The sequence below is a fragment of the Sulfitobacter sp. CW3 genome (assembly GCF_019392245.1).
Lineage (GTDB): Bacteria > Pseudomonadota > Alphaproteobacteria > Rhodobacterales > Rhodobacteraceae > Sulfitobacter.
On the sequence record NZ_JAHXRL010000011.1, the window covers coordinates 97555 to 116576 of the forward strand.

Sequence of the window (19022 nt, forward strand, 5' to 3'; positions counted from 1 at the left end):
ATGTCGAAAAAGACAAGCGAACCGTGCGAAGGCCTCGACCTTTTTTCCATTGCCGGACTACCTGAGCAAACGTACCGTCGGAACGGCAATCTGAAGTCTGCGCCTCCGAAAGCAAAGCCCAGTCGCAAGAATCAGAAGAATTCCACTTCTCCAACCTCCGTAGATGAAGCGCCAAGTGAGCGTTATTTGCGGGACTCGGAGGTAGCGCACCGCTACGGCGTATGTCGCCAGACAGTGTGGCGCTGGGCGGCGCAGGGGGCACTGCCGGAGCCGATCAAGCTCTCGGTGGGTGTCACTCGCTGGCGACTGTCGGATCTAGTCGCCTACGAAAATTCTTTGCCGAAGGGGGCCAAAGGGAAAGTGGTCCGCCCGAACCGTTTGAAGACCCCCAATGCGGGAGGTCAGCAATGAGCCGATCTTACCGCAAAATTCGTCCACAGCACGCTATGGTTTATTCGGTTGACGAAGTTCAAGCGCTGTTCGGCGTACATCGCAATACGGTTTCGAACTGGGTGGGCTCCGGCCTGGAGCCGTCGGATGGGTCGCTGCCTCAGCTTTTCCGTGGGGCTGAGCTCAAACGCTTTCATACTGAACGAGTAGAGCGCACTCGTCGTAATCTGCGGCTGGGAGAATTCAAGTGTGTTGCGTGCGGCAATGCGGTTTTTCCGGAGCTCAGCACTGTCTCGCTTCAACGCAAGGAAGGCCGCGCTAGCCTCGCTCATGCGACGTGCTGCGACTGCGGGGCGACTATGCTCAAATTACTGGGTGCGACGGAGTGCGACAAAGTCGAAGAATGCCTTAATACAAACACGCCGCTGGCGCTCATAGACGAAAGCAAAGTGAACTCTTCGGCTGGTATTGGGAAGAAAGCGGGGTCTCGGGGAGCGCAATGGTTCACTATCAACGACCGGGTGGTTCACGAATGGCAAGCGTTCGCAGGCAAATATGACCCGAAAACAGTGAAAGCGCATCTGGTCAGCATCCGCGATTTTGAAGCGTTCCTAGAAGGCGTCCAATTCAGCAAAGTGAAACCGAAGCATGCCGGACAATATCGTGATCATCTGGTCCGCCTGCTGGCCCAGTCGAAGGAGAAAGGCGGTCTCAGCAATTCCACTGTTCGTCACCGGGCTTCCCACCTCAAAGCATTTTTCGAATGGCTTCACGGGCAGGAGGGCTACCGCCGCTTGAGTGTTAGCATCCCGGACTATTTTGCTCTCCCTCGCAGCGCTTCAGCTCCGCAGTCAAAAGAGCAGCGCAAAGAGTATCCGACGCTCGATGAAGCGTGGCGCATGGTTGAGTTGATGCCGGAAAAAAGCGTCATCCAACGCCGTGATCGCGCAATGGTTGCTTTTGCCTTCGTCTCGGGCTTCAGGGCAGCTGCTCTCTCCGCGCTTCGGATGAAGCACGTTGACTTTGACAGCCGATCGGTCTTGCAGGATGCAAGGGAGGTTCCAGGGAAGAACGGCAAGACCTACCGTGCAAAGTGGTTTCCACGAACGGAAGCGTTTCAAGAGATATTTTTGTCGTGGGTGTGGGGATTGCAAGACCTTGGATTTCAACCCCAAGACGCCTTGTTTCCAGATGGCAAAAAAATTGTAGCGCGGGTGGCGAGCGCTACTCCGGTAGAGCCTTTGGCTTCGAGTAAGCCCTTGCAAGATGCCTTTGCAAAGGCGTCAGAGCAAGTGGGCAAAGCTTACACGCCGCATTCCGCACGACACACCCTAAAAGCCTTGGGCGCTCAGATGTGCCGTTCATATGAGCAACGCAAAGCTTGGTCGATGAATCTCGGTCATTCGGACGAGCAGATCACAGAAAAGCACTACGCCAAGATGTCCCAATCTCGCAGCAGCGAGCTAATGGAGGATTTGTGCTCTGACTTGGTCTTCACAGAAGAGGAAAACGAATTGATCATCGACTACTACCAGCACCGCTTCCTTCGTGGCACACCAGAATATTCTGCGGCAAAAAGCCTCGCGGAAAAGCGCGATAAGGCACGAGGGGATTGCGATGTACTCGAATAGTCCGTCGACGAGTTGCGACCTGCAACCCTTGTCGGTGCTCAATCGTGCTTCTGATAAAGCTGCGCCCGCAGCGAACGTCCTGTCTGATGCATCGCACCACAGTATTGTCGAGGATTAACTAACGTTCGGTTTGGGGCGTTCGCGTTGAATGATACCAAGGGCGGATAGCCGAATTTCGCCGCGGTTGTGAATTTGCTGCCACTGATCGTTAAAAACAGGTTTTCAAACTGACATTTGGGTACATTATTCGAAACAGTTTTCAGCGAAATCTTCCATGAGGTTAGCTCCCACAAACTCCTCTTTTAAGTAGGAAGAGGCATTGCCAACACAACTTAAAGAAAGCAGGTTGGTTTCGATCGCCTTAGCGTTATTATGAAGCAGTCGATTTTCAATAGGGAGCGAAATCATTAATTCAGTGAGATCAATTGACCTACGTCTTGTCGATGACCTCGTGGATTTCGTCCGAGGGCCCGGTTTCGTGTTAGATTTTTCTGATACCGGTTTCGCCGACTTTTTTTCGACTGAACTCAAGATTAATATCGATGAAGCTAAATACGCTGTGAGAGGAACTTCCAAAGGGAAACGACTCCGCTACTTTTTGCAGAATTGCGACGATGCTACGGCTATCCAAACTCTCTCGGCGCTGTGGGAGTATCGCACTGACTATTTGGCAAGAAGCGGTGAAGACGACCCGGTGAAAAACGTAGAGGCCCGGTATCGAAGCCTATTAGACCGCCTTTCAGCCACTGGTGCCAAAAAATCTAAGGACAACGAAATCGATCCGGCTCCAGAGATAGATCGCATCAAGATCGCAAAAATCAAAACAGACCTGATGCAAGTCACTTCACTCAGCCCCCAAGCGCGTGGGTTTGCTTTTGAAAAGTTTCTTAAGAACTTGTTCGATATATACGGACTAATGGCGCATGCGTCGTTCCGGCTTCAAGGCGAACAGATTGACGGAAGTTTCCAATTGGGGAATGAAACCTATCTTCTAGAAGCAAAGTGGCAAGGGAAACCCACTGGGGTCGCTGATCTGCATGTGTTTCATGGCAAGATCGAGCAAAAGGCAGCTTGGGCTCGTGGTTTGTTTATTAGCACGAATGGCTTCACTGAGGATGGGCTTATCGCATTTGGTAAAGGCAAGCGCGTTATCTGTATGGACGGCTTGGATCTATTTGAGATACTCGACCAAGAGATTTCGCTCTCCCAGGTGCTTGAACGCAAGGTTCGCAGAGCCGCCGAAACAGGGTGTCCGTTCATTCGTGTTCGCGACCTCTTTTCTTACTGAATGGGAGGAGGAGCATGGCGCAATTCAACGATTGGTGTGAGGCTTCTGACGAACAGGTCGGGACTCACTATTTACGTGTTATAACTGGGCAACAGGAACGCATCGACGCGGGGGTAGGCGCGACAGCCTCGATTGTTCCTGGACACTACGCTTCGGAGGAACATGTAGCGCGTGCGCTCCGAAGATTGGGAAAACCCGCAGCAGCCGCTTTGATCGAAGAGAAACTCCCAACAACTAAAAATATAAGGTCGGGCGATCTAGGAGAGATATTTGCGACCGAGTGGATTGATGCTTTCAGCGGAGGTTATCACGCGCCAATTAAACGGCTGCGTTGGAAAGACCATCGAAACATGGCAATGCGCGGGGAGGACGTCATAGGAATGCTTCTCGACCCACAAACGCAGCGATTGCACTTTCTGAAAACGGAGGCCAAGAGTCGAGTGGCACTTACTGCACAGGTGCTTACGGAAGCACGCGCTGGCCTCGACAAAGAAGAGGGGCTACCGTCCGCTCATGCCCTATCGTTCATATCGGCTCGCCTTCTCGAACTTAATAATTTGCCCCTTGCAGATGCCATTGATGATGCGTTGCTAAAGCATGGAATTCCTTTGCAGAACGTTAAGCATCTGCTTTTTATTTTCTCTGGAAACGCGCCGGACGCGCTAATACGAGCTTCTCTTCAAGCCTATCCGGGCCAGGTTCAACAGTGGGGAGTCGGCTTGCGTGTCGAAGGCCATGCCGCCTTCGTCGGCGCAGTCTATGATCGGGTGATTGCTGATGCCAACAACGCCTGAAGCTATCGCAGCAGATATCGAAGAGGCGGCGACCGCTGGCTTTCGCGGACAATTAATCGCACGCGGTCAAGCACGCGCTATCATCTGGCGAGATGGAGTACTTCCACCCGACCCGCCAAATTTTTCACCACAGCTTAGCCAAGATCTGCATTCCTACGGTTACTCCCTTCTCGGGCTTGGCATGCGTTTGCGTGAACTTGGTGGGGATCCGGCACGGGCACGAGTTGCCTTTGAGCGATCCGCCACCGCTCTCGAGGCAGTTATTGCCAAAGGCAGTCCTGAAGAGCTCGACCGTGATTTCCATTTTGTCATGGCAGCAGCGAGTTATCACCTGGCGCATCTTTCCGCTCGGGCGTACTCGCTTCTGACAGCTATAGAAACTAACGAGAATTTTTCGCCCATTGAGCGCGTTTTGGTGCAACTGATGAAGCGGAATTTCAGGGCTCTTCGTGCCAACATCCTAGATTATCGGGCATCCGGCGAAGCCAACGATGATCGAATTGCCGAAAGTATCCAGGCTTCTATTGAACAGATTGAAGAGCTTCCTGAGGGTGAAGGTCACGACTTCCTCTTCGACGGATTAAACATAGCGCTGACTGACGGTTTTTTTTCTGCAGTGGCATCATTTCTCTTGGCTCTTGAGCGTGGGGAGCGACCTCTGCTTGATCAGGCGTTGGAACGCTTGCAAGTAGGCCTCTCTGTATGCAGCGAGTTAAACATGCTGCCACAGTGGTGGGCTCACCGAGTTGCGATCCACCTATTGACCGATTGGTGGTCGTGTACATTCCACGAGAGAATACCCCTACAGCCAATCGGTGGCGAAGCAGCCGATTGGAGCAAGCTCCGCCAATTGTTCATTTCCCTTTTGCAATCACGTCCGAGGGCTGAAGTCGACCTCTGGCCATCACAGATTGAGGCAGCCTCTCGCGCCGTTGACCAATCTGATGATCTGGTGGTTTCGTTACCGACAAGTTCAGGAAAGACGCGCATTGCAGAGCTTTGCATCTTGCGCTGTTTGGCTGGTGGTAAAGGTGTCGTCTTTATCACTCCCTTGCGCGCGCTCTCGGCGCAGACGGAAAACACGTTACAAAAGACTTTTGGGCCGCTTGGTAAGACAATTTCATCTCTTTATGGAAGCATTGGGGTCAGTGGCTTTGACGAGGATGCCATCCGAGACAGCGATATTGTGGTCGCTACACCAGAGAAGCTCGACTTCGCACTCCGGAACGATCCCTCGCTTTTGGACGACGTGGGTTTGCTAGTATTTGATGAAGGGCACATGATCGGCCCTGATGAACGTGAAGTGCGCTACGAAGTTCAAATTCAAAGGCTACTTCGTCGGCCAGATGCGGATGAAAGGCGGATTGTGTGCCTTTCGGCGGTGCTGCCTGATGGCGACCAGCTCGATGATTTTGCCGCTTGGTTGCGTCGGGATAATGCCGGTGGTGTCATCAAAGCTGATTGGCGTCCGACGCGACTCCGTTTTGGAGAGGTGGTGTGGACATCGGCATCTGCGCGGCTGAATCTACGGATTGACGATGAACGTCCTTGGGTCCGGAATTTTCTTGTAGGCGTCGCTCCTCCGAATAGGGTTCCGCCAAAGCGTCAGCGAACACGCCTTTTCCCCGACGATCAAAGGGAGCTTTGTTTGGCGACGGCTTGGAGACTAGTAGATGATGGGCAAACGGTCTTAATCTACTGCCCGGAACGGCGCAGTGTAGAGCCATTCGCCGACGTGATTATCGATCTGTATCAACGAGGCGCTCTACCTTCTTTGCTAGACGTTGATCCCGAAGTGCTCAATACCGCAATTGCGCTTGGGGAAGAATGGCTTGGCCCAAACAGTAGCATCCTCAAGTGCCTCCGCCTTGGTATCGGATTGCATCACGGAGCGCTACCGTCTGCTTACAGGAAGGAAATAGAGCGACTCTTGCGTGATAATGTCTTAAAGGTCACGATCTCCTCCCCGACGCTCGCCCAAGGTCTCAACCTATCCGCAACCGCGCTCGTCTTTCATTCGCTGCACCGGTTCGGCGAACGGATCAAGGTTTCTGAATTCAAAAACATAATCGGACGTGCTGGGCGTGCATATGTTGATGTCGAAGGTTTGGTTCTTTTCCCAATGTTCAAGGATGCTCAAAAAAAGCGCTGGCATTGGGAAGCTTTGATTGATGATCTTGGGGCACGCGAAATGGAGAGCGGGCTCGTGCAACTTGTTGGGCTTCTGCTGGTGCGAATGTGGGAACGCGTCGGTGGAGAACTGGATCAACTAATCGAATACGTTGTCAATAACGCTGAAGCATGGACATTTCCGGAGGTCGCCAATGAGGAACCTGATGTTCGCGAGCGTGCGCTCGTGAATTGGGAGCAGCATGTTGCGACATTAGACACGGCGATCCTCGGTTTGATTGGCGAGAACGAGGTCCCTGACGAGGGCATCGAGATCGCTCTGGATGATATACTTCAGTCGTCCCTCTGGCACCGCAGATTGGCGAGACAGGGCGAAAATGAACAACGAGCCTTAACGGCAGGCCTCGTCTCACGTAGCAAGCTCATTTGGAGCCAGTCTACTGCGGTAAGGCGTCGCGGGTATTTCCTCGCAGGCGTCGGCTTGAAGACTGGTCACGCACTCGACGCTATTGCAGCCGATGCCAACCAGCTACTTGTTCAAGCAAACGGCAGTATCCTCGCTGCCGATGCTGAAGCCTCAATTGCAGCAATTACGAGCATCGCTGAACTCGTCTTTTCCTTTTATCCTTTCAAGCCCGATCCACTGCCTGCAAATTGGCGTGATATCTTGCGCGCTTGGTTGCTCGGGCTGCCTATCGCAGCCGTCGCTACAGGGCAGGAGACAGAAACACTGCGGTTTGTGGAAGGCGGATTAGTCTATCGATTGCCCTGGGCTATGGAAGCCATTCGTGTGAGGGCGATCGCCAATGATGACACAATTGGTGATTTCCCAATTGATGACAATGAGCTTGGTTTTGCGGTCACGGCGGTTGAAACGGGTACATTAAATCGGCCAGCTTCCATCCTCATTCAAGCAGGTTTCCACTCGCGGCTCGCGGCTATCAAGGCGGTTAACGATACCGGCGCGACGTTCCAAGCGGGTCAGGAGCTGCGTCAATGGCTTAATTCTGAAGCAATACTAGGGTGGAGCGCGCTGCCAAATTGGCCAACCTTGGAAACAAGAGCTATGTGGATAGAGTTTGTACGCAGTTTTTCTCCTAATGAGAAGTTGGTTTGGGCAGATCGCCGGTACTCGGCGGGGGTGGAATGGTTCGGCCCGCCGCCTGCGTCTGGCACGCCAGTCCAAATCTATGAATGGACCGGAAATCCACATGTCTTTTCCACTGATGGCGTGCCACTCGGTCTTGTTAAGGCGGCACTCAACCCCGGAAGAGCGGGACTCCTGCATGCCGCAGTGTGTTCTGACGGCGATCGTATCGACATCAAATACATTGGTCCTAATGATCTGGCTACAGGCTGACTTATTAGGCTCCTCGTAAGATAGGCTGGCTTTCATAGGACGACAATTGGCGGGTTCGCTCGTTGCCCGTTGATAGAGCCACAAGAATGCCGCGTTGTGCACGAATGTCCAGTTTTGGGAAGCTGCACGGCAGCGATTGACCAAGTAGCTAGTGTCCGGTTTGGGCCGTTCGTTTAAGATACTATGACTTCAACCCCATAGGCTTTGAGCTTTAATTGAGCGGCTAGCACGGCTTCTGCGGAAAATCTGTAGGCATATTCGACCACGACGTATTCCCCTGTAAATTTAGCTGCGTTGGCAGCCACCAAGGCCTCGAAGCCAGGAGTTACTTTTGGATCTAGCGCCCACTCAGTCAAGGTCTGTAGTGCTCCCTTGGACGCGATTTTTCGGCGGGTGTAGCTGGCTTGTTGTTTGCGACCATGCTTCTCTCTGAGAGTTTCCTCATAAGCGGTAACCGCCTGCCACAATCGGCGCTCGATAGGGTCCTCATAGTTGCAGCCAGACAACTCATAGATGCGAATTCTACACGCGTTTACGATATCCTCTCGCTTTAAGCGAACTGCGTTCGTCAGTAGCCTACGAACGGCTTCGACATCCCACATTTTCTTTGGATCAGGGTCTGCAGCCACAGGGTAGTCTCCTTTGTTTCTTTTGCACGATAAACCATTTCGACCTAAATGAAATTCAGGGTCGGCTCTGGGCCGACGGTACCCGTCATGGGCGGAGGTTTGACTGAGCCAATTGAACCTCATTATTGCGGCGCAGCAGGACCACCCAATTCCACTTTGCCGTAAGCAAGCAGGTTTGCATTAATCAACAGTAGTGGTTCCGTGATTGTAGCTTCTGACTAGCGCAGCTAACACTGACGGCATTGGAAACAGGGTAGCGCGCGGAATAATGATTTTAAACTTCCCCCCACCGTCAAACTGGCAAGATTTCGAGCTCCTTTCTCTTCGGCGCGTCGAACAGATATGTGATCCTGCAACCGTCCGCGTGTATGGTCGCCTAGGTCAACGTCAAAATGGCGTTGATGTGTACGGAGAAACTTTTGATGGACGTCATATTGGTGTACAGTGCAAGAAGATGCAGGCGAGAGAAAGCCTCACCTTGAAATTGATTGGTGCCGAAGCAGACAAAGCTAAGCTATTTTTACCCGCTCTAAACATGTTTGTGATTGCGACAACACTGCCTGAAGATACGGCGCTCCACAATGCCGTGATCAAATTAAACAACTCAAATAAGTATCCATTCCAGATTAGCTACTGGAGCTGGTCACACTTCAACGACAATCTCAATCGTTCAAGCAGATTAGTAGAAGAAAGCTACAGAGGCTATGCGATGACGTTTGGCGCAGGTGTCGAACTGCTAGAGGTTAATGCACTCCGCGAGGCCTTTGATCGCCCAGCCTTTCTTGACAACTTCCACTACGAACTCAATATTTCCGATTTCCTGTCAGCTCTTGGTGATACGATCCTCTTCCTGCAGACGGGGTATCTGAGAGATCGAGTTTCCCAGCAACTTCTTCGCGGGTCATTCCCGCTTGAACTATTGCCTGCCGGATCGGCTAAGAAGCTGCGGACCGATTTGTTAAGAGGCTTAAAAGAGCTTCGCGCAAATGCAATCAAGGACAAGAAGAATAGTACTTTGAATGGTTCAAGAGCAATTGAGTACAATGCTCGTAGAAATGTTCTAATTTGCAGGATCAATAGGGACCTGGAGGCTCAGAATCTCCCCCTTATTATGCCGGGTTACTGAAGATAGTAGGTTGCTGGCAAAAAAAACGTGACCGTCAGTGCTGAATATGAAGCGGTGTCAGACCCAAATGGGCTGCGTTGTCGAAACACGGTGCGCTCTGCTCGAAGCTTAAGGCAAAGGTAAAGACTTCCCGCGTCACGACTGTGCTTGCCCGAGCTTTGTTGCGGCGCTAACCGAACGACGGCTGTGGAGAACGCGACGATGCAGTTTCCGTACGGACGAACGACAGCAAAGGGCCGCGAGCTGCCTTCGGGCTGGAGGCCAAAGGTAAGCATCACCTAGCAAGACAGTGTTCCACTCGTTAAACAAAGCCGGAATTTGCGAATTTAAGAGCTCAAAGACTTGTAGACCGTGGCGCGCCCGATCCCAAGCTCCTTGGCAATCGCAGTCGCACCCATACCTGACTGGCGCAATTCTTTGACTTTGGCGTCATCAACAACTTTCGGACGCCCCATATACAGTCCCTTTTCTTTTGCTTTTGCGATACCCTCGGCCTGGCGTTTACGAATAATGTTCCTCTCAAATTCAGCAAAAGCCCCCATCATCTTTAGTTGGAGCGTAGCAAAGGCGTCGTCTGACTTAGCAGAAAACGTTAAACCTTCGGTTTTAAAGGTTATCGAGACGCCTTTATCATTTAGCCGCTGAATTATCGACTGCAGATCGCGGAGATCTCTGGCCAATCGGTCGATGCTATGGACGACAACAATGTCACCTTCCCGAACCCATTCCAGCATTGCGTTGAGCGCTGGGCGGTCTTTGGCATTTTTGCCAGATAGCTTTTCTTCAAAGAGCTTATCAACGGCCCCCAAGTCCTGCCGGTCGAAATTTTGCTCTACGGTACTTACACGGCGATAACCTACAATCGACATGGGTGTCTCCTATGATAATAGACCTTTTCAGAGTATCGTCTATTAAGTCTAAAGCAAGTCTAAATATACATCTTCTGCTGTGATTTAAGCTGTCTCCGTAGGGTAGACCTTTGTGGACGCCAGTTCGTTGGCGTTGTGTAAGACTTCTGATGAGGGGTATTTGCAAAATGAACTGAATCAGTCCTGAGATGGTATGTTTGTCTGCGCAAAGCTATCAAAGGTCTGGCTGCCGTTGGCCTAAAATCCTCCACTTCCCACCCATCCGATTTCAGTTCTGAGTGGCATCACAAAGGCGTTTGGGGACTCTATGAGCTATAACTAATGGATTTCGTTAAGAATTGTACTTCCCACTCGCGGCACCAACTTCTAGGGTGCGTTCAGTAAGGTTCTGCAAGCAAAGCGAGTATATGGTGGCGGATGTGAAAAACAGCGATCTTGGATTCGAGGCTGATCTATTTAAGGCTGCCGATAGATTGCGCGGCAATCTTGAACCATCCGAATACAAACACGTCGCGCTTGGCCTCGTGTTCCTGAAATACATCTCCGAAGCCTTCGAACTGCAACGCAAGAAACTATCCGAAGACGAATACGCAGACCTTGAAGACCCTGAAGAATACCTCGCTGACAACGTCTTCTGGGTGCCGCAAGAGGCTCGCTGGTCCCATCTGCGCGACAAGGCCCGTGATCCGAATATTGGCAAGATCATCGACGACGCGATGGACGCGATCGAACGGATACCATCCAATGAAAAGCTGCGGGGCGTCCTGCCTAAGAACTATGCGCGCCCCACGCTCAACAAAGAAATGCTGGGCGACTTGGTCGACCTTTTTTCCCGCATCGACATGAGCAAACAAGCTGAGGGTGCGCGCGATCTGCTGGGCCGCGTCTACGAATATTTTCTGTCGGGTTTCGCTTCGTCCGAGGGCAAACGCGGGGGTGAGTTCTTTACGCCTCGCTCCGTGGTGCGCACCTTGGTTTCAATGTTGGAGCCGAGACAAGGCCGCGTCTATGACCCCTGCTGCGGCTCGGGCGGCATGTTTATCCAATCCGAAAACTTCATCGAAGACCACGGCGGCCGCCGGGATGACATCTCGGTGTACGGGCAAGAGATCAACCACACCACATGGCGGCTGGCGATGATGAACCTCGCCGTTCAGGGCATCGACGCTGAGATCAAGTGGAACAACGAAGGCACGTTTGTCCGCGACGAACTGCCGGATCTGCGTGCCGACTACATCCTCGCTAATCCGCCTTTCAACATCTCGGACTGGGGCGGGGAGCGGTTGGCCGAGGATGCCCGCTGGAAATTCGGCAAGCCGCCCAACGGAAATGCCAACTATGCTTGGCTACAACACATCCTGCACCACCTTGCCCCGCGCGGCACGGCGGGCGTGGTGCTGGCCAATGGATCAATGTCATCTCAGCAATCGGGCGAAGGCGACATCCGCAAAGCGATGATCGAGGCTGATAAGATCGATTGCATGGTCGCCCTGCCAGGGCAGCTGTTTTATTCCACACAGATTCCCGCCTGCCTGTGGATTCTGGCCAATGACAAATCCGCCAATGGCCACCGCGACCGGAAGGGCGAGATACTGTTCATCGACGCCCGCAACATGGGTCATATGGTGGATCGTGTGCGCCGCGACTTTGACGATAAGGAAGTTGCCAAAATCGCCGAGACCTACCATCGTTGGCGGTCGAAAGCGCCGGATGTCGAATATACAGACGAGCCCGGCTTTTGTGCCAGAGCCGATTTGGAGACGATCCGCAAGCACGACTATGTCCTGACGCCGGGTCGCTATGTAGCGGCGGCAGATGAGGTGGATGACGGAATACCATTTGAGGAGAAGTTTGCGGCATTGAACAGCGCCCTCACGGGCCAGTTTGCTAAATCAACCGAGCTTTCCGCCTCCATACTTGAGCAGTTCTCGACGATTGAACCCACATGAAAGCAGATGACACAACTCTAGCCTCTCTGCTGACTTTCACTCGAGACGGAGAATGGGGAAAAGGCGAGCCGACGGAAGGGTATTCACTGGCCCAGGTTATTCGCGGGACCGATTTCGAAAGGATCAGGTTGGGTGACCTAAGCACGCTTCCTCTTCGTTACATTCGATCTGACATTTTGGGACGAAAAGAGATTTTTTCCGGCGACACTCTAATCGAAACCGCTGGTGGCACGAAAGATCAACCTACGGGGCGGTCTGTCTTCATCACGCAAACTATCATCGACAGAGCCGAATACCCTTTAGTCTGCGCGAGTTTTGCACGCTTTTTAAGGCCAAATAAAAACGAAGTGATCCCAGAGTTTCTGTTCTGGAAACTTCAGGATGAGTACAATTCAAGAAGGATGATGCCTTACCACATTCAACATACGGGCGTCGCTCGATTCCAATACACTCAGTTCGCGGCGACCTATGAGTTGCCGCTGCCTTCTAAGGACATACAGATCAAGGTTGCAAACCTTCTTGGCGCGATTGACGACAAAATCGAGCTGAACCGGCGGATGAATGAGACGTTGGAGGTGATGGCACGGGCGGTTTTCCAGGATTGGTTCGTCGATTTCGGCCCCACCCGCCGCAAAGCCGCTGGCGAAACCGACCCCGTCGCCATCCTCGGTGGCCTTCTCCCCGATCCCACCGAAGCCGCCAAACTTGCCGCTCTCTTTCCTGACAGTTTCGGAGGCAAAGGCTTGCCCGAGGGGTGGGGGGGGACTTCTCTTGGAGAAGTTGGTCTGGACTTGGAGTCAGGGAGGCGACCAAAGGGTGGCATCGACAAAGGGCTTGCAAGCGGGGTCCCAAGCGTCGGTGCTGAGAGCATCTACGGCGTCGGGCGGTTCGACTATTCAAAAGTAAAATTTGTGAACGAGGAATTTGCTCGCTCCATCTCGTCGGGTTGGGTCCAGCCATACGATGTCGCCATTTACAAAGATGGGGCGAACGTGGGCGATCCTAGCAGAGTCGCGTTGTTCGGCTCGAAATTCCCTTTCGAAAAATTTATGGTCAATGAACATGTGTTCCTTCTGCGAAGTAAGGAACTTGGCCAGGCTTTCCTGTACCTCCTCATGCAATCTTATCAGGTTTCAGATCGACTGGAAAAACTGGGTAAGGCAAAAGCCGCGCAGCCAGGACTCAATCAAGGTGAGGTCAAGTCTTGTCGCTTCACATTCCCCGGTCCTGCGTTGTGCGAGGCCTTCGGCAATCTGGTGATGCCGTGGATGGACCTCGGCTTGCATAATGGCACGGAGAACCAAACCCTCGCCGCCACCCGAAACCTCCTCCTCCCTAAACTCATGTCCGGCGAAATCTGCCTGAAGGACGCGGAGGGCGCAGTATGAGAGTACTTCCGAACTACTGCCGCTCTTTCCGAGAATTGGCTCGTCAGGTCTGGCATGACATGTCCGAGGCCGAAGGCTTCAAACTGCCGCGCAACGAAGATACGACGACGGAAGAACTACTCCTTAGCCTCGCCCGTAAGCACAAGGGACGCGGGCTGGACATCAAGGCCTACACCAAGAAAGAAGAGAGTGGGAACGGCGCAGATTGGGCTTTTTGGTTCACCGATAGCACATGGAAGGGCATTGGCGCGCGCATTCAGGCCAAGCGGCTTTTTGCGGATGAAGGGCGATACAAATCACTCTTCCATCAGAGCGGTAAGCAAAAGAAGGTTAGCGAGGCCACTGGGCAACTCACACCTAACCAATGCGAAACGCTGCTGAGTTATGGCGACCCATCCGATCCGCTTAACAATCTCATACCAGTTTACGTCTTCTACAATTCCGACGAGCTGAAACAGAACACCGCCTTTTCTGCACATACGCAGATTGCATGGTGGAGCCTTTGTGGACATCCGTTCACCTCACCGGACTGGGGGATCAGCACTGCCAGTGCCCTTGCAATCAAGAATGCGAATTGGGGTAAGAATGATCGCCCTGGCGACTTCCCTATGATCCCTTGGCATTGTCTTGTCTGCGCCTGTTGCTGGGATGATCGCCCCGCTGATCCGTCACTCCCATCGTTGGTGGGTCATGGCCTACGCCAACTCTACGGTGACAGTGAGGATGATGTGCCTGCTATCGCTGATTTGGGCTTTTCGTTCGAGCCAACTGACAATGCCCCTAAATGGGTCGGGTTGCTAAGGGAAGGCCGCGAATCGGAAGAATCTCTGGACGAGGAAATGGATCGCCTGAACCTGAAAGGTGTCGCCATTATTGAGGAAACGGAGGCGCGCGATGGGTAGAAACCGCCGCTGCGAAAACCGAATTTGCACCACCAGAGATCAGGTCCTGTCCAAACTTATGTCTGGCGAAATCCGCTTGGATGATGCGGAGGGCGTCGTGTGAGGGGCTATTTTGAAAATCGCTACAAAGACGCCTTGGATGCCAACGGGCCGGTTGTTTTGGGTGGCAACGAATATGACAGTTCGGAAGTGTTCAAGGTTTATGCCCCACACGACTACGACGCAAATTTCACTGAGTGGTTGGCCGATCACAAGACGATCGTCCGGCTAAGGGTTGCAGAGGAACTCGCGAGGAACGGTTGCCAACCGCGCTTTAATCGATTGGCAGAGCGGCAGCGTAGCCAACAGATCCTACCCTTTGTCGGGGCGGGCCTGTCCCGGCCAAGTGGGTTTGTCATGTGGCGGCAATTCATTGAGGAAGTCGCACAAATCGATCCGGCGCTTTTGCTCACCGTGCAACAGCGTATGGACGCAGGCGACTATGAGGGAGCGGCGCAATGCATTTGTGATGCCCAGAATGAGAACAGACTTGCGGAGCAGATAGAGAATTACTTCGACCGCCAGTTTTTCGAAGTCCGAGGTCCCGTCAAATTGCTTCCCCTGCTGTTTAGCCTAGGGTGCGTCACGACGAATTTTGATGCTGTGCTTGAGAAATCTTACGAGGAGCACGGATTGGAGTTTGTAACATCCTATGCGGGGCAACAGGTTCTTGAAGCCCCTAGGAACTCGGCCAATACCCAGCATGCGCTGTTCAAACTGCACGGACATGCGAACTCTGCCAATGGTAGAATCCTAACCGCACGCGAATACGATCATGCCTACGGGAATGATCGCGCCCTTCCTGGGATGATCGCGTATTTGGCGGCCAACCGCAGCTTTCTGTTTCTTGGTAGCAGCCTGAGTGTTGATCGTACGATCCGTGCTCTGCAACAGATCAAAGCCAATGCACCGCTAAATTTCTCGCGGCACTATGCCTTTTTGCAGGACCCAGGCGAAGGTTATCGAGAGGCACGAGCGGCTGAACTGGAGCAAGCCGAGATCTATCCGATCTGGTACCCGGTCGATGACCATGACGTGGATCATGACAGGTGGATAGAAGATTACCTCGTGGCGCTAGAGGGTGGCCCTCTATGATTGGACTTGTCGCAAATGATTAACGAAGACCTTGTCGAGCAGGCCGCGTTGGCCATTTTGCAGGAACAGGGCGTGCCCTTTCTCGGCGCGGATGTGATCGCACCTGATGGCACCGCGCCGGAGCGCGCGTCCTATGGAGAGGTTCTCCTGATCCGGAGACTTGAAGAGGCTGTGACGCGTCTTAACCCGTCAATCTCCGAAGATGCCCGCCGCGATGCGTTGCGCCAGATTACTGGCTCTGAGACGCCTAGCCTGACTGAGGAAAACCGACGCATTCACAAGCTGCTGGTCAATGGCATTGATGTGGAGTTCAAGGCCAACGATGGTTCGATTCGTGGTGACAAAGTCTGGCTGGTGGACTTCGATTCACCCGATGCCAACGACTGGCTGGTCACAAATCAGTTCACGGTCATCGAAGGCAAACATAACCGTCGCCCCGATGTGGTGGTATTCCTGAATGGTCTACCCGTGGCCGTGATCGAGCTTAAGAACGCCGCCAGCGAGGCCGCGACTATTGATGATGCCTTTGCCCAGCTTCAGACTTACAAACTTCAAATACCTTCGTTGTTTCGCACGAATGCGGTGCTCATTACTTCAGACGGTTTGTTGGCCAGGATTGGCTCGCTGACTGCGAATGAAGAGCGGTTTATGCCTTGGCGCTCTGTAATCGGCGCAGTGGGCGATTTCACTCCTGAAGGGCCTCAGGAGATGGCGACGCTTCTGCATGGCGTATTCAACAAGGCGCGGTTTTTGGAGCTTCTGCGCGACTTTACGGTTTTCGGCGATATGGGCGACGGCCCGTTCAAGATCATCGCGGGCTATCACCAGTTTTTCGGGGCGAGAAAGGCATTGGCCAGCGCTATCGACGCTTCATCGCCCCAGGGTGACCGCCGCATCGGCGTGATCTGGCACACCCAAGGGTCGGGTAAATCATTGTTGATGGCCTTCTTGGCAGGACTTCTTGTGCGTAGTCCCGCACTGCAAAACCCCACGCTGATCATACTAACTGACCGAAACGATCTCGACGACCAGTTGTTCCAGACCTTTGCAATGACCAAGGATCTGATCCGGCAAACCCCCGAGCATGCTGAAAGCCGCGAAGAGCTGCGTGAACTGCTAGCACGTCAGTCCGGTGGCGTGATCTTTACCACTATGCAAAAATTCAGCCCTGATGAGGGCCAGGAACGGTTTCCAACGCTTACTGATCGGCGCAACGTCATCGTCATGGCGGACGAGGCGCACCGGAGCCAATACGGGCTTGATGCCAAGGTGAGCATCAAGACTGGCGAGCGAAAATATGGCTATGCCCACTATGTCCGCCAAGCGTTGCCGAATGCCTCGTTCGTTGGCTTCACTGGTACCCCGATTGAAACCGCCGATGTGAATACGCCCGCCGTCTTTGGTGACTATGTCGACATCTATGACATCACGCGCGCGGTTGAAGACAAGGCGACTGTACCGATCTATTATGAAAGCAGGCTGGCCCGTATCGAACTGGATGATGACGAAAAGCCGATGGTCGACGAGGAGATTGCGGCAATCCTCGAAGATGAGACGCTCTCTGAACAAGAGAAGACAAAGGCCAAGTGGAGCACAGTCGAGGCATTGGTCGGGGCTGAGAAGCGGCTCAAACAGGTTGCGGCAGATCTGGTGGATCACCTTGAAGCACGGACCGGGGCACTTGGCGGCAAGGCCATGGCCGTTTGTATGAGTCGACGCATCTGCGTAGCTCTCTACAACCAGATTATCGCGCTGCGCCCTGACTGGCATTCGGACGACGATGCCGGTGGTGCAATTAAAATCGTGATGACGGGTTCCGCCTCTGACCCGCTGGAATGGCAGGCCCATATCGGCAACAAGAGGCGACGTGACAATCTCGCTAAGCGGGCGCGCGATCCCGAAGATGATCTAAAGTTCGTGATCGTACGGGACATGTGGCTGACTGGTTTCGATGCTCCCTGCATGCACACCATGTATATCGACAAGCCCATGCGTGGGCACGGGCTAATGCAGGCCATTGCGCGGGTGAATCGCGTTTTCCGGGACAAGCCAGGGGGATTGGTTGTCGATTACATAGGGGTGGCCCAGAACCTCAAGAATGCACTTTCACAGTATTCCGACGCTGACCGCGAGCGTACGGGTATCGACGAGGAACAGGCAGTCGCCTTGCTCGCTGAAAAACTTGATGTCGTGCGCAACATGTTCAACGGACATGATTACAGCGCAGGGCTCGACGGGGCGGCACAGGGCCGCCTAAAGGCGCTTGGAGATGCTGTAGACTGGATCGTCGGGCAACAGACCGATCTCGCGCGGCGCAAGTCATCCGACACCGACAAGAAGAAGGAGCTGTCACGTTTTCAGGATGGCACGCTCGAACTGTCTCGCGCTTTTGCATTGGCCTCCTCAAGCGACTTAGCAAGAATTGTTAAGAATGAAGTTGGTTTCCTTCAGGCGGTTCGTGCCGCAATGACGAAAACAGCAGTGAAGGGAAAGCTTTCTTCTCGAGCGAAACAGTTCGCGATTGAGCAACTGGTGAACAAAGCGGTCGCAGGTGCTGAAATCGTTGACATTCTTAAAGCCTCAGGCATCAAGACGCAGGACATCTCAATTCTCTCAGATGAATTTCTACTCGAGATCCAGTCGATGGAGCGCAAGAACCTCGCCTTAGAAGCCTTGAAAAAACTTTTGAACGGCGAAATCAAAAGCAAAGCGAAACGCAATGTTGTTGAAAGCCGCGCGTTCAGCGATCGCCTCGAGGATGCAGTCGCGCGCTACCATTCAAACGCGATTTCCACTGTCGAGATGATCCAAACGCTTATCGACCTAGCCCGCGATGTCAAATCGTCAGAGGCTAGAGGTGAAACAGAAGGCATGTCTGATGAGGAGTTGGCCTTTTATGACGCCTTGGCGCAAAATCAGAACGCAGTAGATGTTATGGGCAATGAGCAACTTCGTATTATCGCCCATGAACTTCTCCAACAAGTACGTGGGAACGTTACTGTGGACTGGCATAAAAAAGAAAGTGCCAGGGCGCGGATGCGCATCTTGGTAAAGCGAATACTAAAACGATTTGGTTATCCACCTGACCTTTCATTGGAAGCTGTGCAGATCGTTCTTGAGCAAGCTGAAACGCTGCTGAAGGAGGTTTATTAGAACCGCGTGTGTTATCTACATTTTGTTTCGGCCTTTTAGGGAGACACGTCGATCAAAAGGTTCATCACATTAAGCCACGAGACAATGACGATCGTAGATGGCTTGCCGGCGCTGGATATTAATTAATGAAACTGAGAGTATATTTATGGAAATGACGACATTCACAACAAACCCTCGATCGCTTGAAGACCTGCTGAAGGAGTGACCTGCTCCCCATTGAGTCCGCTAATTTAGGTTAGCTCTGTTCAAGTTTTGGTCCTCTTCTGACCTGTTAGCATA

The 19022-nt window shown here is 52.9% G+C and carries 13 protein-coding genes; 11 read left to right on the forward strand and 2 right to left on the reverse strand.

Annotation, left to right across the window (positions count from 1 at the left end):
- The 5 genes from KZZ06_RS18815 to KZZ06_RS18835 all read left to right on the forward strand — a co-directional run bounded on the left by KZZ06_RS18815 (position 1) and on the right by KZZ06_RS18835 (position 7593).
- Positions 1 to 411, forward strand: a complete 411-nt coding sequence (locus KZZ06_RS18815; protein WP_219581547.1) for an AlpA family transcriptional regulator — start codon at positions 1 to 3, stop codon at positions 409 to 411.
- Complete coding sequence (locus tag KZZ06_RS18820; RefSeq protein WP_219581548.1) at positions 408 to 2021, forward strand: tyrosine-type recombinase/integrase; 1614 nt, start codon at positions 408 to 410, stop codon at positions 2019 to 2021. Before KZZ06_RS18815 ends, KZZ06_RS18820 begins: the two co-directional genes overlap by 4 nt.
- A 478-nt stretch (positions 2022 to 2499) precedes the next feature.
- Positions 2500 to 3309: a restriction endonuclease gene (locus tag KZZ06_RS22715; protein WP_219581549.1), complete on the forward strand. Its 810-nt coding sequence runs from the start codon at positions 2500 to 2502 to the stop codon at positions 3307 to 3309.
- Between the two features lie 14 nt (positions 3310 to 3323).
- Positions 3324 to 4103: a Hachiman antiphage defense system protein HamA gene (locus KZZ06_RS18830; protein WP_219581550.1), complete on the forward strand. Its 780-nt coding sequence runs from the start codon at positions 3324 to 3326 to the stop codon at positions 4101 to 4103.
- Complete coding sequence (locus KZZ06_RS18835; RefSeq protein WP_257884476.1) at positions 4087 to 7593, forward strand: DEAD/DEAH box helicase; 3507 nt, start codon at positions 4087 to 4089, stop codon at positions 7591 to 7593. Before KZZ06_RS18830 ends, KZZ06_RS18835 begins: the two co-directional genes overlap by 17 nt.
- Positions 7594 to 7766: 173 nt before the next feature.
- Here the strand turns inward: KZZ06_RS18835 and KZZ06_RS18840 are convergent, their stop codons facing one another.
- Positions 7767 to 8222 carry a hypothetical protein gene (locus KZZ06_RS18840; RefSeq protein WP_219581551.1) on the reverse strand — a complete coding sequence of 152 codons (456 nt, stop codon included), beginning with the start codon at positions 8220 to 8222 and terminating at the stop codon, positions 7767 to 7769.
- 268 nt (positions 8223 to 8490) lie between these two features.
- On the opposite strand from KZZ06_RS18840, the gene KZZ06_RS18845 reads away from it, so the two are divergent.
- Positions 8491 to 9348, forward strand: a complete 858-nt coding sequence (locus KZZ06_RS18845; RefSeq protein ID WP_219581552.1) for a hypothetical protein — start codon at positions 8491 to 8493, stop codon at positions 9346 to 9348.
- Positions 9349 to 9674: 326 nt separating this feature from the next.
- Here KZZ06_RS18845 and KZZ06_RS18850 read toward each other — a convergent pair whose 3' ends face one another.
- Positions 9675 to 10217 carry a recombinase family protein gene (locus KZZ06_RS18850; protein ID WP_219581553.1) on the reverse strand — a complete coding sequence of 181 codons (543 nt, stop codon included), beginning with the start codon at positions 10215 to 10217 and terminating at the stop codon, positions 9675 to 9677.
- Between the two features lie 419 nt (positions 10218 to 10636).
- Here KZZ06_RS18850 and KZZ06_RS18855 point away from each other — a divergent pair, with 419 nt between their 5' ends.
- The 5 genes from KZZ06_RS18855 (at position 10637) to KZZ06_RS18875 (ending at position 18743) form a co-directional block, all read left to right on the forward strand.
- Positions 10637 to 12166: a class I SAM-dependent DNA methyltransferase gene (locus KZZ06_RS18855; RefSeq protein ID WP_308340040.1), complete on the forward strand. Its 1530-nt coding sequence runs from the start codon at positions 10637 to 10639 to the stop codon at positions 12164 to 12166.
- Entirely contained in the window at positions 12163 to 13554 is a 1392-nt protein-coding gene (locus KZZ06_RS18860) for a restriction endonuclease subunit S (protein ID WP_219581555.1), read from the forward strand. Before KZZ06_RS18855 ends, KZZ06_RS18860 begins: the two co-directional genes overlap by 4 nt.
- 59 nt (positions 13555 to 13613) lie before the next feature.
- On the forward strand, positions 13614 to 14456 hold the full coding sequence (locus KZZ06_RS18865; RefSeq protein ID WP_219581556.1) for a DUF6615 family protein: 843 nt from the start codon (positions 13614 to 13616) through the stop codon (positions 14454 to 14456).
- A gap of 135 nt (positions 14457 to 14591) precedes the next feature.
- Positions 14592 to 15590, forward strand: coding sequence for an SIR2 family protein (locus tag KZZ06_RS18870; protein WP_219581557.1), 999 nt, complete (start codon positions 14592 to 14594; stop codon positions 15588 to 15590).
- Between the two features lie 15 nt (positions 15591 to 15605).
- On the forward strand, positions 15606 to 18743 hold the full coding sequence (locus KZZ06_RS18875; RefSeq protein ID WP_219581558.1) for a type I restriction endonuclease subunit R: 3138 nt from the start codon (positions 15606 to 15608) through the stop codon (positions 18741 to 18743).
- Positions 18744 to 19022: the final 279 nt, after the last annotated feature.

Bases quoted from the DNA above. Each gene is read 5' to 3' on its own strand.
- KZZ06_RS18815 (WP_219581547.1), top strand. From the start codon at position 1: ATGTCGAAAAAGACAAGCGAACCGTGCGAAGGCCTCGACCTTTTTTCC.
- KZZ06_RS18820 (WP_219581548.1), top strand. From the start codon at position 408: ATGAGCCGATCTTACCGCAAAATTCGTCCACAGCACGCTATGGTTTAT.
- KZZ06_RS18830 (WP_219581550.1), top strand. From the start codon at position 3,324: ATGGCGCAATTCAACGATTGGTGTGAGGCTTCTGACGAACAGGTCGGG.
- KZZ06_RS18835 (WP_257884476.1), top strand. From the start codon at position 4,087: ATGCCAACAACGCCTGAAGCTATCGCAGCAGATATCGAAGAGGCGGCG.
- KZZ06_RS18845 (WP_219581552.1), top strand. From the start codon at position 8,491: ATGATTTTAAACTTCCCCCCACCGTCAAACTGGCAAGATTTCGAGCTC.
- KZZ06_RS18850 (WP_219581553.1), bottom strand. From the start codon at position 10,217: ATGTCGATTGTAGGTTATCGCCGTGTAAGTACCGTAGAGCAAAATTTC.
- KZZ06_RS18860 (WP_219581555.1), top strand. From the start codon at position 12,163: ATGAAAGCAGATGACACAACTCTAGCCTCTCTGCTGACTTTCACTCGA.
- KZZ06_RS18865 (WP_219581556.1), top strand. From the start codon at position 13,614: ATGTCCGAGGCCGAAGGCTTCAAACTGCCGCGCAACGAAGATACGACG.
- KZZ06_RS18875 (WP_219581558.1), top strand. From the start codon at position 15,606: ATGATTAACGAAGACCTTGTCGAGCAGGCCGCGTTGGCCATTTTGCAG.